Origin of the sequence: Actinokineospora inagensis DSM 44258, assembly GCF_000482865.1 — a bacterium.
Taxonomy (GTDB): domain Bacteria; phylum Actinomycetota; class Actinomycetes; order Mycobacteriales; family Pseudonocardiaceae; genus Actinokineospora; species Actinokineospora inagensis.
Window position 1 is genome coordinate 58,616 of the sequence record NZ_AXWW01000026.1, and the last position, 14,367, is coordinate 72,982.

Sequence of the window (14,367 nt, forward strand, 5' to 3'; positions counted from 1 at the left end):
CGCCATGCCCACGTCCCGCAAGTCCGACCAGAGCGCACCGGCGCCGACCGGTCCCACCGGCACCGTCGAGGGTGACCCGGCGACCGGGGACGCCCGCGCCCAAACCGGTGAGTTCCTCACCACCGCGCACGGGCTCCGGCTGCCCGACACCGACCATTCGCTGAAGGCGGGCGACCGCGGGCCGACGCTGCTGGAAGACTTCCACCTGCGCGAGAAGATCACCCATTTCGACCACGAGCGGATTCCCGAACGCGTGGTGCACGCCCGAGGGGCCGCCGCGCACGGGGTGTTCGAGGCCTACGGCACCGCCGGTTCGGTGACCAAGGCGGGATTCCTGGCGCAGGAGGGCCGCCAGACCCCGGTGTTCGTCCGCTTCTCCACGGTGCTGGGCTCCCGCGGTTCGGCCGACACGGCTCGGGACACCAGGGGCTTCGCGGTCAAGTTCTACACCGACGAAGGCACCTTCGACCTGGTCGGCAACAACATCCCGGTGTTCTTCATCCAGGACGGCATCAAGTTCCCCGACATCATCCACGCCGCCAAGCCCCACCCGGACCGGGAGATCCCGCAGGCGCAGTCCGCGCACGACACGTTCTGGGACTTCGTGTCCCTGCACACCGAAGCCACCCACCACGTCATGTGGAACATGAGCGACCGGGGCATCCCGCGTTCCTACCGGACGATGGAGGGATTCGGGGTGCACACCTTCCGGCTCGTCGACGCCGCGGGCGGGTCGAGCCTGGTGAAGTTCCACTGGAAGCCGGAGGCCGGGGTGCACTCGCTGGTGTGGGAGGAAGCGCAGATCGCCGCAGGTGTCGACCCGGACTTCCACCGCCGTGACATGGCCGACGGGATCGAGGCCGGTGCGTACCCGGTGTGGGAGTTGGGCATTCAGGTGATGCCCGACGACGGCACCGACTCCTTCGAGGGCATCGACCTGCTCGACCCGACGAAGATCGTGCCCGAGGAACTGGCCGCGGTGCAGGTGGTCGGCAGGCTGACCCTCAACCGCAACCCGACGAACTACTTCGCCGAGACCGAGCAGGTCGCCTTCCACACCGGCAACCTGGTACCCGGCATCGAGGTGACCAACGACCCGCTGATGCAGGCCCGGTTGTTCTCCTACCTGGACACTCAGCTAACCCGGTTGGGCGGCCCGAACTTCACGCAGCTACCGATCAACCGGCCGCACTGCCCGGTCAACGACATGCTGCGCGACGGCATGCACCAGACCGCGATTCCCACCGGTGTGGCGCCCTACCGGCCCAACAGCCTGGACAACGGCGAGCCGCTGGTCGCCACCGCCGAGGAAGGCGGCTACGTCCAGACCCCGCGCCGCATCGACGGGACGGCGGTGCGGGCCAACCCGGTGTCGTTCGCCGACCACTTCTCCCAGGCGACGATGTTCTACCGCAGCCTCACCCCGCTGGAGCAGGCCCACATCGTCGAGGCGTTCACCTTCGAACTGGGCAAGTGCTACGAACAGGCGGTCAAGGAACGCGAACTGGGAGTGTTGGCGAATGTCGACGCCGAACTGTGCGCCCAGGTCGCCGCCGGTCTCGGCCTACCGGCGCCGCAGGGCGAGCCCGCCGAGGACGGTGCGCTCTCGCCGAGTCTGTCGCAGATCGTGACCGAACCGGGTCCCGTCACGGGCCGCACGGTCGGGGTGATCGCCGACGCGGGCGCCGACCTGCCCGGGATCGCCGCGCTGCGCAAGGCGATCGAGAAGCTCGGCGTGACCGTCCACGTCATCGCGCCGTTCGGGGGTGTCCTCAGCCGCGGCAACAGCAAGCAGACCGTGACGCGAACCCTGCTGACCGCCCGCTCCATCGAGTTCGACGCACTGGTCGTCGCGGGTGGCACGACGCCGAGCACCGACATCAAGCTCGTGGTGCTGCTCCAAGAGGCATACCGGCACTGCAAGGCCCTGGCCGCCTGGGGTGACGGCGACGGGATCCTGCGTGCGGCGGGCGTCGCCCTGGACGCCCCCGGCGTGCTGCTGGCCGAGGCCGCGGACAAGACCTTCACCAACGATCTGGTGGTCGCGCTGGGGCTACACCGGGCATGGGACCGCGCCGACCTCGTGATGAACTCGGCGATCGCCCCCTCCGGATGAGGACCAACCCGGCCCGCGCGGTCGGGAACTGCCGCGCGACACCGACAAGGCGACAGCAGGGGAACCGATCCCGACCCGACACGGTGTCGCCGAACAGCGGTGGGCGACCCGTTCCGGGAGCAGCCAGAGGGAGAACCGCACCTGGGCAACCGAACACCCTCCGCGCACGCCATGACCAATCGCGATCCGGCGTTCGCACGACCGCTGGCCGAGCAGACCGGCTTGGGCGCGATCGACATCCGTGCGGTGGACACGATCCGCGTGCCGGCCGCAGACGCGGTGCAGAAAGCGGTCAACGGCCACCCCGGCACGGCGACGAGCCTGGCGCCGTTGGCGTACTTGCCGTTCCAGCAGGTACTGCGGCACAACCCGGACGACGACCAGTGGCTGGGGGCGGGACCGGTCCGTGCTCTCCGGACCGCCCGCGTGGACGGGAACGTGTCGCGCCTGGACGTGCTTGCCACCCCCGAAGCACTCGAGCTCAAGGGAAAGGCCGCGGTGCGAGAGCAAGCCGTACCGCGGCACCGCCACACGGGTTCATGAGCAAGACGAGTCGTGTCGTGGGGGCAGATCCCGACGACGTCTTCGCCGTACTGGCCGATGGCTGGTCCTACGCGGGCTGGGTCGTCGGCGACTCATACATCCGGGGACGTTGACGCTGGTTGGCCGTCGGTGGGTACACGCATCCACCGCAGTGCGGGAGTGTGGCCTGCGCGGGTTACTCCCTCTCGATGGCGGCCGAAGGCTGTTTGGTGTCGAGGGGTCGGGGTGGTTGGTTGTCGAGGTAGGGGGCGGCTTGGAGGTGGAAGAGTTCGGCGTAGGTGCTGCCGGGGTGGGTGAGGAGGGTGGTGTGGGTGCCGGTTTCCACCAGGGTTCCGTTGTCCAGGACCAGGATTGTGTCGGCGTGGCGGACGGTGGAGAAGCGGTGGGAGACGTAGAGGACGGTGCGGCCTTGGGAGAGAGCGGTGAGGCGGGTGAAGAGGTCGGCTTCGGCGCGGGCGTCCAGGGCGGATGTGGGCTCGTCGAGGAGGAGGAGACCTGGTTCGGCGCGGAGGAAGGCGCGGGCCAGGGCCAGGCGTTGCCATTGGCCGCCGGAGAGGTCGGTGCCGCGGCCGAACCAGCGGCCGAGCATGGTTTGGGGGCCTGCGGGGAGGGACTTCACGATGGATGTCGCGTCGGCGCGGGCCAGGGCGGTTGTGATGGCGTTGGTGTCGTCGATGTGCGGGACGTCGCCCAGGCCGACGTTTTCTTGGACGGTGGCCTGGTAGGTCACATAGTCCTGGAACATGGCGGCGGTGCGGGCGTGGACGGAGGCGGGGTCGTACGTGGCCAAGTCCTTGCCGTCCAACAGGACTCGGCCGGATGTCGGGTGGTAGAGGCCACAGGCCAGTTTGACCACAGTGGACTTACCGGAGCCGTTGGGGCCGACGAGGGCGGTGACTCCGCCTGCGGGGAGGTCGAAGCTCACGTCGCGCAGGGCCCACTCCGCCGAGTCCGCGTAGCGGAAGGAGACGTTCTCGAAGGTGATTCGAGGGGCGCCGGGGGCCAACCGCAGTGTCCCGCCCGGGGTGTCGGGCCGCACGGAGAGCAGGGCGAACAGTTGGTCGAGGTACAGCGTGCTCTCGTGCATTGTTGACAGGGCGGAGAAAATCGCCTGGATTGACGCCTGCAAGGTTACCGCGGCGGCGGTGTACAGCATGAGGTCGCCGACGGTCAGTTTGCCTTGTGTGGCCGCCAGGGCGATGTAGAGGTAGGTGCCCGCGCCGACGAGTGTGCTCAGCACCCCCCACAGGGCGGCGGCGATCTGGCGGCGGCGGACCTGGGTGCGCAGACGCCGGTAGTAGCGGTCGCCGATGAGGCGGAAGCGTTCGGTCAGGTAGGCGCCGAGACCGAGGACCCGGACTTCCTTGGCGTAGGTGTCCGTGGTGAGCAGGGACGACAGGTAGTCCATCCGCCGTCGGGCCGGGGCGGCCAAAGTGGACAATAGGAACGCTTGCGTACCGTGCCGGGCGTCGGCGATGAACGCCGGGACCGGGGCGAGCAGCGCCAGCAGGGCCAACCACGGGCTCACCGTCACCAGCAGCACGGCCAGGCCCGCGAACATGACCAGGTTCTGCAGCAGGCCGAACGCGCTGCCCACCATCCCAACCGGACGGACGGCGGCCTCCTGCTGGGCTTGGCGCAGCAGGTCGTAGGACTTGCCGCGCTCGAAGAAGGCCAGGTCGAGGCTCGCGGCGTGGTCCATGATCTGGGCCCGCACGTGCTGGGTCACCTTCTCCTGCAACAACTGTTGCGTCCCCGTCCGCACGGCCGAGGCCACGCCGCCGAGCAGGGCGACGGCGAGCTGGGTGCCGACCAGGACGACCACGGCGGTGGTGGTGGGCAAGGCGGGCAGGTGGAAGGCGAACCCGGGCAGTCGCACGTCCAGCGGGCCGCCGCCCTTGCCGGACAGCGCCGCCAGTACCGCGTTGACCAGCACCCGGACCGTGGCCGCGGTGACGACCGGGACCAGCCCGGCGACGACGATCGCCGCGCCCAGCCACCCGGTCAGCCGCGCGTCCACCCCCCACACCAGCCGCAGCACCCGGACCACGCCGGTGAGCGCGGCCAACGGGTGGCGGCGGCCCGCGGGCGCGGCAGGCGCGGCGCCGAGGTCCGGGTCGCCGGTGAGGCCGCTGCCGCCCGCGTCGCCCGCGGATTTGGAAAACACGAAACGCACCGACATGACTCTCCCCGTGTTGTCCGGTCCACCATTCGGTCGCTGGACAGCGGTCGCGCGCGATCAACATACTGACCGCCGTGACCGAGCCCAGGATCATTCCGCGCGCGATTCTGTTCGGAAACCCGGACCGGATGAGCCCGGCATTGTCGCCGGACGGGCGGCGAATCGCGTTCATCGCCCCGGTCCGGGGTGTCAAGAATGTGTTGTGCGGTCCGGTCGGCGGCCCGTACGAGCCGGTGACCGACGACCGCGGCCGCGGCGTGCACGTGTTCGCGTGGGCGCACGACGGCACCACGCTGCTCTACGCCCAGGACCGCGACGGTGACGAGAACACCCACCTGCAGGCGGTCGACGTCACCGCCCCCGAGCCGCGCGACCTCACCCCGTACCCGGGGGTCCAGGCGCGGCTGGTTGCGCTGCGGCCGAACCGCCCGGGGCACGCCCTGATCACGCTCAACCGCCGCGACCGCGCCAGCGCCGACGCCCACCTGCTCGACCTCCGCACCGGCGACACCGAGTTGGTCGCCACACGGCCCGGAGTGACCGCCTGGACCGCCGACGCGGACCTCGACCCGCGGGCCGCCGTCGAGGCGCGACCCGAGGACGGGCTCGCGGTGGTGGTGCGCGACGCGGACGGCTCGTGGCGCACGCTGCACGCGGTCGACCACGACGACACGATGCTGCTGCGCGTGGTCGGCTTCACCGCCGCGGGCACGCACCTGCTCCTCTTGTCCAGCAAGGGCGCCCCGGCGGCGCGGCTGCTGCGGGTGGACGTGGCCACCGGGGTGGCCGAGGTGCTGGCCGAGGACCCGCGGTACGACGTGATCGGCGCTGGTGTCGACCCCGACGGCGAGGCCAGGCTGGCAGTGATCCGCCGCGAGCGAGCCGACATCGAGCCGCTGCGGCCGGACACCGAGGCCGACATCGAGGCGCTGCGCGCGGGGGGTCCCGGCGAGGTGACCGTGCTCGGCGAGGACGACGCCGACCGGACCTGGCTGGTGCGCTACCTGGTCGACGACGGCCCGGCCATATACCGCCTCTATCACCGCGACACCGGCCGGACGACCACGCTGTTCTCCCATACGACCGCGCTGGCCGGTCTGCCGCTGGCCAAGGTCGAGCCGTTCACCGTCACCGCGCGTGACGGCCTGGCTGTCCCCGGGTACCTGACGTTCCCGCCGGGGCGCACGCGCGCGGGCCTGCCCGCTGTCGTTGTCGTGCACGGCGGTCCGTGGACCCGGGACCTGTGGGGCTACCGGGCCGAGACGCAGTGGCTGGCCAACCGCGGTTACGTCGTCGTGCAGGTCAACTTCCGCGGCTCCACCGGCTACGGGAAGGACTTCGTGAACGCCGGTGACCGCCAGTGGGGTGCCGCGATGCAACACGACCTGCTCGACGCCGTGGACCACGTGGTGTCGGCGGGTTGGGTCGACCCGGCGCGGGTGGCGATATACGGCGGCTCTTACGGCGGGTACGCCGCGCTGGTGGGCGTCACCGCGACCCCCGAGGTGTTCCGCTGCGGGGTGGCGCTGGCCGCGCCGTCGGACCTGCGCGCGTTCGTGGCGACCGTCCCCGGCGGCGGCCTGTCCGGCCTCACCCAGCGGATCTGGCGCCGAATCGGGCACCCGGTCGACGACGCGGAGATGCTGCTCGCCCGCTCCCCGCTGGCCGCGATCGACCGGCTGCGGGTGCCGCTGCTGGTCGCGCACGGCGCCAACGACCCGCGGGTGCCGGTGGCGGAGGCCGAACGCGTCGTGGCGGTGCTGCGGGCCAACGGGATCGACCACGAGTACCTGCTCTTCCCGGATGAGGGTCACGCGATCCTGCGGCCGCGCAACCGGATGGTGTTCCACGCGGCCGTCGAACGGTTCCTCGCCCGGCACCTCGGCGGGGGAACCGAGGAGCCGGGCGAGGTGACGCCGGTCAGCCGACCGTGAGCAGGCCCTCGCGGACGAGGGTGCCCACCAGCAGGACCTGGCCGGGCGAGTCCAAGCCGCCGGGCAGGTCGCCCGGCTGGAACGGACCGCTGGCCGAGGAGATGAACCGCACCTGCTCGTCCACCCGCGCGGGCAGGCTCACCTGCTTGCCGTGGAAACGCAGGTGGATCCGCTCCGCGTCGGACTCCACCGCGACCGGTACCCGTTCCCGCCGCCGGACGGTGGTGGTGCCGTCGAGTGACCGCAGGGCCTCCAGGTCGAGCAGGTGCCCGCCGAGTTCCGGTCGTCTGCCCACCGCCGCGGCGCGTTCGGCGCGGTCGAGCAACTGCGCCGGGTCGGCCAAGGCGCGGACCAGGTCGAGCAGTTCACCGACCGCGGCCTCGGCGTCCGCGCGGCCCCCCGGCTCGGTGAAGGTGCCCGCGGGCACGGCCCGGCGGAACCGCTCGTCGCGCTCTATGGCGGTTTCCACCGCGTCCCGCACGACCGACGCCCACAGCACGGGCAGCACGCCGATGGTCATGTGCAGCGACGCCTCGTCCCGCGACCGCGCGTCGTGCACGCACCCGCGCGGCATGTAGAACACGTCGCCCGGACGCATCACGAACTCTTCCACCGGCGGGCCCGGGTCCGGACCGACGCGGTGCCGGGCGTACGACTGCCCGTGCAGCGGTAGCGGATACGGGGAGTCGTAGATGCGCCAGTGTTTGCTGCCCGACACCTGCACCACGAACACGTCGTGCGTGTCGTAGTGCGGGGTGAGACCGCGCGCGCCGGGCGGTGTCAGGTAGACGTTCACCTGGATCCGCGCGTCGAGGTCGGCCGCCAGCGCCGCACACAACTCCCGCAGCGGCGGCCATCGCTCGTCGAGGAACTTCAGCACCAGCGTGGAACCCTTGCGGTAGCAGTCGTAGAGCAGTTCCAGCGCCGTCGCGTCCCCCGGGGCGGCCAGCTCGGCCACCGGGGTCTCCCGGCCGTCGGCGACCACCCGCAGGTCGGTGGACCGGAGGCTGGACTGGGCCAGGATCGCGTCCACGTCGGCCAGGGACAGCGGCAGCGCCCGGCCGCCGTCACCCGCCGGGACGAGCACGTGCCCGCGCTCGTGGAACTCGGTGGTGAACCGGTCCACCGGCAGCGGGTCGAGCAGCGCGGCGAGCCCCGGGGAGGGCCGTGCGGCCCTCCCCGGCGTCGAGACGTCCGGCATCAGAGCACGGGGTCCGACGGGTCGTTGTCCGCGATGACCAGCACCGGGTCGGTCGGGTCGTTGTCGGAGATCACGAAGTCCGCCGACACGGGCGGGGTTCTGGTCACCTCGACGTCGTCGGCGTCAAGGGAGAACTTCTCGGACATGGCTTACCCCTGTTTCTTTTGTTGCTCAGTGGTGGGATCGGCAACCACGGGAATCGGCTGCCGAGGCCGATTCTCGGGAGCACCGGCCGACGACGTCAACTCCACAAGTAATGCTTTCACGCTTTTGGAGCAGGTTCCGGAAAGAACAGACCCGCGCTCGTTCCAAAAGAACGCGAACACATTCCTGTCCACTTATTCTGCCGCATTTTCGCGGAGTTCCGCCGCTGCTTCCTGCCAGGCGACACCGGCGTCGAGCAGCACCCGGCGCACCTGGCTGCGGCTGACGTCGATGCCGCGCGCCCTGGCCGCCGCGGTCAGCCGGGACAGCGTCCACGGCACCCGGCCGTCCCCGCCCGCCGCCAGGAAGGTCAACGCGGCGCGGTCCGCCTGGGTCAGCCGCAGCGGCCGACCGGAGCGGGGCAGGTCCGCCAGACCGTCGACACCGTCGGTGTCGAACCGGGTGAGCCAGCCCCGTACGGTGCGCGGACGCAGCCCCACCAGCTCGGCGATCTCCTCGGTGGGGGTGCCGTCCCAGCTCAGCGTCACGATCTGGGCGCGCTGCCCGAGCCAGCGCGGCACCGTCCGCGACGCGGCGAGCTTGCGCAGCGTGCGTTCTTCCTCGGCGTCGCGCGCCGGTCTGGCGAACTTGCGTGCCCCCATCTGCCCCCCTGTGTGCCGCCGGGGACGGTTGCCCACTTGTGGAACCGCGCCACCGGCTCGTCCAGACCTCCTGACCTCCTGGCTGCCGCTACACCGAGGCCAGCGCCTGGGTCGGGCTCAGCCGGGCCGCGCGCCCGGCCGGGTAGAGCCCGGCGACGACCCCGGTGCCGACCGCGGCCGCCAACCCCATGGCGAGCACCGCCCACGGCAGCGTCACCGGCAGGTCCCGCGACAGCGAGTAGCCGACGCACACGGCGATCCCGATCAGCACGCCGAGCACCCCGCCGATCCCGGACAACACGGCCGACTCGGCGAGGAACTGGGCCCGCACGTGCGCCCGGGTGGCCCCCAGCGACCGGCGCAGCCCGATCTCGCCGCGCCGCTCCAGCACCGAGATGATCATCGTGTTGGCCACCCCGATCCCGCCGACCAGCAGCGCGACCGCGCCGAGGCCGAGGAACAACTGGTCGAACGCGGACCGGGCGGCCAACTGCGCGGTGAGCGCGTCCGACGGCCGGGACACCGCGACGTTCTGCGGGTTCTCCGGGTTGGCGGTGGCCGCCAGCACCGCCCGGACCCCGGCGACGGCGGAATCCGCCGACCGCTCGTAGACCGTGGTGGGGTGGCCGGTGAACCCGAGATCGGACTGGGCCACCGGCCAGCCGACCAGCGCGGCCCGGTCGATCTCCGGGGCCAGCGGCAGCCCGTCGAGCAGGCCGACCACGGTGAACCACCGGTCGCCCAGGTACACCTGGTCACCGGGACCGGCTATCCCCAGCCGGGCCGCGGCGACGGAGCCGAGGACCACCGCCGGGTAGCGCTCGGTGGCCCCGGTCAGCCACGACCCGGCCAGCACCGAGCCGCCCAGCGTGTCGAGCAGGTCCAACCTGGTCGCCAGCACCGCGATCCCGTTGGTGTCCTGCGGGTCGATCTTGTCCGTCCGGCGCACCGAGCGGCCGCCGACCGCCCCGACCGCGCTGACCGACTCGACGCCATCGATCCGCCCCACCATGGCGACGCTCTCGGTGGGCAACTCGGTCTGGTTGCCGAACAGGTCCCGCCCCGGCGAGACCGTCAGCATGTTCGTCCCCAACCGGCTGATCTGCGCGATGAGGCCCGCCTGGCTGGCCGCGCTGATCCCGAGCACGGCCACCATCGCGGTCACCCCGACCGCGATGCCGAGCAGGGAGAGCACGGCGCGGGCGGGCCTGCCCCGGATGCCGGATGTGCTCTCCCGCAACAGGTCCGCCGACCGCAGGGCCGACGACGGCGGCAGATCCCGCGCCACGGCGGTCATCGCGCTCCCCCATCCAGGACGGCCGCACCAGTGGAATCACCGACGACGGCGCCGTCGCGGATGCGGATCCGGCGGGGTAGGCGGTTGGCGATGTCGGTGTCATGGGTGATCACGACGATGGTGGTTCCGTCCCGGTGCAGGCTGTGCAGCAGGTCGAGCACGACCGCGCCGGACGCGGTGTCGAGGTTGCCGGTGGGCTCGTCGGCCAGCACGATCGCCGGGTCGGTGACGAGGGCACGGGCGATGGCGACGCGTTGGCGTTCCCCGCCGGACATCTCGGCGGGCCGGTGGTCGAGGCGGTGGCCGAGGCCGACCCGGTCGAGCACCTCGGCGGCTCGGCGGCGACGGCGGCGGTGCGGGACCCCCAGGTACATCAGGCCGGTGGCCACATTGTCCACAGCGGACAGTGTGGCGCCGAGGAAGAACTGCTGGAACACGAACCCGATCCAGTGGGCGCGGATGGCCGACAGGGTCCGGTCGCTGACGGCGGCGACGTCGTGGCCGAGCAGGCGGATGGTGCCCGAGGTCGGCGTGTCGAGGGTGCCCATGAGGTGCAGCAGGGTGCTCTTGCCCGATCCGGACGGCCCCACGATCGCCACCAACTCGCCCTCGCGGATGGTCAGCGACACGTCGGTGAGGGCGGGGACACCGCCGCGGTAGCGCTTGCCGACGTGGTCGGCCGTGATCATGTCGGTCACCGGGCGGGCACCTGCACCTTCATCCCCTCGGTCAGCCCGGCGGCGGCCACCTCGACCTGGCCGGTGGCGAAGAAGCCGAGCCGGACGACCACCCGGCGGGTGTGCCAGCCGCCCGCCGGGTCCGTCTCCACCACGTCGACCGCGTAGTCGCCGTCGGGCATGGCCAGCAGCGCGACCAGCGGGACGGCGAGCACCCCGCGGTGCACGTCGCTGGTGAACTCGACCGATACCGGGGCGCCGTCGAGCGTGCCCGCGGCGTCCGGTTGGTCCAGGGTGACCCGGACCGGCACGGTGGCCCGCACGGCATCGTTGCTGTTGTTGCCGTCGTTGCCCGCCGACGACGGGTCGTTGGGCACGGCGGTCGCGACGGTCCCGACGGAGGCCACCTTGCCCGGTGTCGCCGTGCCGGTGGGCAGCAGCACCCGCACGGCGGCACCGACCTTGGCGAGGCCCTGCTGTGCGACGCCCAGGTTGACGGTCACCACGCGTGCGGTGCCGGACGCGGTGGCCACGACCGGTGGCAGCGCCCCGCCCAGGGTCGCCCGCACCTCGACCACGCGCAGGTCCGACGAGGCCACGACGACCTCACCCGGCCGCACCGTTCGGGTCTCCGCCACCCCGATCGAGTGCTGCCAGCGCTGCACAGCGTCGCCGACGGCGGAGGAGAAGTGCGCGCTGTCGGCCAGATCCGCGCCGAACCCGAGGGCCCGGAGGTTGTCCCGCAGCTCACGCACGTCCGGCCCGTCGTCCACGCCCTCGGCCAGGTCCCGCCAGAGCGGGGTGTCGCCGTGGAACAAGGGGACCGGGCGGTTGTTCACCGAGTAGACGCGCTCACCCAGGTGGACGACGGTGCCGGGCGTGGGCAACCAGGTCGCGACCCCACCGCCGGGCGCGGCGGGCACCGACATCGTCCCGTCGTAGCCGAGGGTGCCGTCGGCGCGGGTGGTCTGGGCGAGGTCGGCCCGCGCCACAGGGGCGGTCGGTGGGACCGGTCGGGCCTGACCCGCCGCGGCGGTCCGGTCCGGCCGGACCAGGACGAACGCCCCCGCGCCCGCCCCGACCAGGACGACCACCACGACCAGCCACCACCAGCGGCGACGGCGGCGCTCACCCGCCACTGGTCTGCCCGCCCGGCTGGGTGGTTGCCGCGCCGAACTGGGCGGCGACCTCGCGCCTGCAGTCCTGCACCGCCTGCAGCGCCTTCGGGTCCTTGGCGTCGATGTCGAGGCGCAGCGGCTGGCCGGGGGCCGGGTCGTCGACCTGGATGCCCTTGCCGCGCAGGCAGCGGGCGGTGGCCAGCGCCCGGTCCTGCTGCTGGGGGTCGGTGGCGTCCTTGCCGCTGCCCTGGCCGAGCAGGTGCCTGCACTGGTCGACCGCCTTGGCCATACCGGGGTCGGTCTTGGCCTCGGGCGGGAGCTGCACGGTCTGCGCGCCCGGCGGCGGGTCGGGCAGCGAGAAACCCTGGTCGCGCACGCATTGGACGAACCGAACCGGGCCGTCGGCGGCGACGGCGGTGGATGTGGCAGGCGGCGACGAGCCGCCGGTGCCGGTCGAGCAGCCGCCCAGCACGGCACCGAGCAGCACCAGACCGGTCAGGGACTTCGAGGGCAGACTCACGGGGGAACACCTTCCGGTGAACACGAACGCACGGATTGGTGCCAGGTCTAGCGAAACGCGGCTATCCCGGTCGTCACGCTTGGCCGATATGCTCGTGAAACACCCCGCTCACTAGGGTGGCCGAATCCCCGGCGGGGAGTCCGCCGCGATGGAACCGGGAGAAGCGGTGCGGGTGCTCGTCGCCGAGGACGAACCGGCGTTGGCCGAGCTGATCGCCGAGGGCCTGCGCAGGCACGCGCTGGCCGTCGACATCGCCCTGACGGGTGACGAGGCGCTGCAGCGGCTGGCCACCAACCGGTACGCGGTCGTGGTGCTGGACCGGGACCTGCCGGTGGTGCACGGCGACGAGGTGTGCAGGCGGATAGTGGCGTCCGGGTCGGGCAGCCGGGTGCTGATGCTGACCGCGTCCGCCACCAAACGGGACCTCATCGGCGGGCTGTCCCTCGGCGCCGACGACTACCTGGCCAAACCGTTCGACTTCGACGAGCTGGTCGCCCGCATCCACGCGCTGGGCCGCCGCCCGACCGGGGTCGTCGCCCCCGTGCTGCGGCACGGCGACCTGGAACTCGACGTACCCCGGCACCAGGCGGTGCGCGACGGCCGCTACCTGGCGCTGTCCCGCAAGGAGTTCGCGGTGCTGGAGATCCTGCTCAGCGCGGGCGGCGGCGTGGTCAGCGCGGAAACCCTGTTGGAGAGCGTGTGGGACGAGAACGCCGATCCGTTCACCAACGCGGTGCGGATCACGATCAGCAGGCTGCGCGCGAAGCTGGGCGACCCGCCGCTGATCGTGACCGTCCCCGGCGTCGGCTACCGGGTCTGACCCGGGGCCGCAGCGGGGTCCGGCTGCGGCTGACCCTGCTCTACGGCGGCCTGTCCCTGGCGGCCTGCGTGGTGCTGCTCGGGGTGGTGTTCCTGCTGTCCGGGCAGACGCTGGCGGGCAACGTGGAGATGGTGATCCGGCACGCGGTCACCGGCCAGCGGGGCACCAACGTCACCGTGCTGCCCAAGCAGACCCTCCCGGAGGTGCAGGGCGCGGCGCTGAGCCAGGCCCAGATCAAGGCCCTCGCCGAGGACATCAAGGTCGACGCGCTGAGCCAACTGCTGGTCGCGTCCGCGATCGCGATCGGCGTGATGGTCCTGTTCGCCTGCGCGGTCGGCTGGTGGGTGGCGGGCCGGGTCCTGCGGCCGCTGCACACCATCACCGCCCGCGCCCGCCGCATGTCCGCCCACAACATCCACGAACGCCTCGCGCTGACCGGACCACCGGACGAACTGCGCGCCCTCGCCGACACCTTCGACGACCTGCTCGACCGGTTGGACCGCGCGTTCACCAGCCAACGCCGGTTCGTCGCCAACGCCTCACACGAACTGCGCACCCCGCTGGCCGTCGAACGCGCCATCATCCAGGTGCGGCTGGCCGACACCCAGGTGCGCACCGACCTCCTCGCCGCCAACCGCCGCCTGGACCGCCTCCTCGACGGCCTGCTCACCCTGGCCCGCAGCGACCACGGCCTCCCCGAACGAGTCCCCGTCGACCTGGCCGCCGTCGCCACCCGCGTGGTGACCGAGGCACTGGCCACTCCCCCACCGGACGCGCCTGTTGTGCGCGGCTCAGTCCACGCGGACTCCCTTGTGGTGCCAGGGGACGAGGTCCTGCTCACCCAACTCGTCGACAACCTCGTCCGCAACGCCATGCTCTACAACACCCCCGACGGCTGGTTCACGGTCACCATCACCGGAAACACCCTCACCGTCGCCAACAGCGGCCCGGCGGTCCCGCAGAACACAGTGGACGTCCTCTTCGAACCCTTCCAGCGCGCCCACCGCCACACCAACCACGGCGGCGCGGGCCTCGGCCTCGCCATCGCCCGCGCCATCACCAACGCCCACGACGGCATCATCACCGCCATCCCCCGTGCGCAAGGCGGCCTCGACGTGGTGGTGACGATGCCTGAGTCCACAGTGGACTAGTG

The 14,367-nt window shown here is 72.0% G+C and carries 12 protein-coding genes and 2 pseudogenes; 6 read left to right on the forward strand and 8 right to left on the reverse strand.

Going from position 1 to position 14,367, the window contains the following annotated elements:
* Positions 1-4 precede the first annotated feature (4 nt).
* The 3 genes and pseudogenes from H504_RS0111200 to H504_RS43015 all read left to right on the forward strand — a co-directional run.
* Positions 5-2,116 carry a catalase gene (locus H504_RS0111200; protein WP_026422840.1) on the forward strand — a complete coding sequence of 704 codons (2,112 nt, stop codon included), beginning with the start codon at positions 5-7 and terminating at the stop codon, positions 2,114-2,116.
* 171 nt (positions 2,117-2,287) lie between these two features.
* Positions 2,288-2,531: pseudogene (locus H504_RS43010) on the forward strand (hypothetical protein); the annotation flags it as partial.
* Positions 2,532-2,655: 124 nt separating this feature from the next.
* Positions 2,656-2,836, forward strand: a pseudogene (locus H504_RS43015) (SRPBCC family protein); the annotation flags it as partial.
* Here H504_RS43015 and H504_RS34515 read toward each other — a convergent pair.
* Positions 2,835-4,841 (reverse strand): ABC transporter ATP-binding protein, encoded by a 2,007-nt coding sequence (locus H504_RS34515; RefSeq protein ID WP_051385731.1) that lies wholly within the window; start codon positions 4,839-4,841, stop codon positions 2,835-2,837. The pseudogene H504_RS43015 and the gene H504_RS34515 sit on opposite strands and share 2 nt — an antisense overlap.
* A gap of 74 nt (positions 4,842-4,915) precedes the next feature.
* Here H504_RS34515 and H504_RS0111215 point away from each other — a divergent pair, with 74 nt between their 5' ends.
* Entirely contained in the window at positions 4,916-6,775 is a 1,860-nt protein-coding gene (locus tag H504_RS0111215) for a S9 family peptidase (protein ID WP_026422842.1), read from the forward strand.
* Here the strand turns inward: H504_RS0111215 and H504_RS0111220 are convergent.
* The 7 genes from H504_RS0111220 to H504_RS34525 form a co-directional block, all read right to left on the reverse strand.
* Positions 6,762-7,976 (reverse strand): cupin domain-containing protein, encoded by a 1,215-nt coding sequence (locus H504_RS0111220; RefSeq protein ID WP_026422843.1) that lies wholly within the window; start codon positions 7,974-7,976, stop codon positions 6,762-6,764. The two genes, H504_RS0111215 and H504_RS0111220, sit on opposite strands and share 14 nt — an antisense overlap.
* Positions 7,976-8,122: a hypothetical protein gene (locus tag H504_RS41945; RefSeq protein ID WP_169735371.1), complete on the reverse strand. Its 147-nt coding sequence runs from the start codon at positions 8,120-8,122 to the stop codon at positions 7,976-7,978. Before H504_RS41945 ends, H504_RS0111220 begins: the two co-directional genes overlap by 1 nt.
* A gap of 192 nt (positions 8,123-8,314) precedes the next feature.
* Complete coding sequence (locus H504_RS34520; RefSeq protein ID WP_157440350.1) at positions 8,315-8,782, reverse strand: helix-turn-helix domain-containing protein; 468 nt, start codon at positions 8,780-8,782, stop codon at positions 8,315-8,317.
* Positions 8,783-8,870: 88 nt separating this feature from the next.
* The gene (locus H504_RS0111235) at positions 8,871-10,079 is read right to left on the reverse strand and encodes an ABC transporter permease (RefSeq protein ID WP_026422844.1); all 1,209 of its coding nucleotides are present in this window, start codon (positions 10,077-10,079) and stop codon (positions 8,871-8,873) included.
* The gene (locus H504_RS0111240; RefSeq protein ID WP_035304024.1) at positions 10,076-10,768 is read right to left on the reverse strand and encodes an ABC transporter ATP-binding protein; all 693 of its coding nucleotides are present in this window, start codon (positions 10,766-10,768) and stop codon (positions 10,076-10,078) included. The genes H504_RS0111235 and H504_RS0111240 overlap by 4 nt, the downstream gene beginning before the upstream one ends.
* A 5-nt stretch (positions 10,769-10,773) precedes the next feature.
* Positions 10,774-11,853 carry an efflux RND transporter periplasmic adaptor subunit gene (locus H504_RS0111245; protein ID WP_051385733.1) on the reverse strand — a complete coding sequence of 360 codons (1,080 nt, stop codon included), beginning with the start codon at positions 11,851-11,853 and terminating at the stop codon, positions 10,774-10,776.
* A 31-nt stretch (positions 11,854-11,884) separates the two neighbouring features.
* Positions 11,885-12,394: a hypothetical protein gene (locus H504_RS34525; protein ID WP_051385734.1), complete on the reverse strand. Its 510-nt coding sequence runs from the start codon at positions 12,392-12,394 to the stop codon at positions 11,885-11,887.
* Between the two features lie 166 nt (positions 12,395-12,560).
* Here H504_RS34525 and H504_RS0111255 point away from each other — a divergent pair, with 166 nt between their 5' ends.
* Together H504_RS0111255 and H504_RS0111260 are read left to right on the forward strand one after the other, a co-directional pair.
* Positions 12,561-13,214 (forward strand): response regulator transcription factor, encoded by a 654-nt coding sequence (locus H504_RS0111255; RefSeq protein WP_026422847.1) that lies wholly within the window; start codon positions 12,561-12,563, stop codon positions 13,212-13,214.
* 68 nt (positions 13,215-13,282) lie between these two features.
* A complete protein-coding gene (locus H504_RS0111260) occupies positions 13,283-14,365 on the forward strand; it encodes an ATP-binding protein (protein WP_051385735.1) in 1,083 nt (360 codons plus the stop codon).
* Positions 14,366-14,367 lie beyond the last annotated feature (2 nt).

What these genes read in the sequence shown, in the direction of transcription:
- H504_RS0111200 (WP_026422840.1), top strand. Translation starts at nt 5, where the DNA reads ATGCCCACGTCCCGCAAGTCCGACCAGAGCGCACCGGCGCCGACCGGT.
- H504_RS0111240 (WP_035304024.1), bottom strand. Translation starts at nt 10,768, where the DNA reads ATGATCACGGCCGACCACGTCGGCAAGCGCTACCGCGGCGGTGTCCCC.
- H504_RS34515 (WP_051385731.1), bottom strand. Translation starts at nt 4,841, where the DNA reads ATGTCGGTGCGTTTCGTGTTTTCCAAATCCGCGGGCGACGCGGGCGGC.
- H504_RS0111235 (WP_026422844.1), bottom strand. Translation starts at nt 10,079, where the DNA reads ATGACCGCCGTGGCGCGGGATCTGCCGCCGTCGTCGGCCCTGCGGTCG.
- H504_RS34520 (WP_157440350.1), bottom strand. Translation starts at nt 8,782, where the DNA reads ATGGGGGCACGCAAGTTCGCCAGACCGGCGCGCGACGCCGAGGAAGAA.
- H504_RS41945 (WP_169735371.1), bottom strand. Translation starts at nt 8,122, where the DNA reads ATGTCCGAGAAGTTCTCCCTTGACGCCGACGACGTCGAGGTGACCAGA.
- H504_RS0111220 (WP_026422843.1), bottom strand. Translation starts at nt 7,976, where the DNA reads ATGCCGGACGTCTCGACGCCGGGGAGGGCCGCACGGCCCTCCCCGGGG.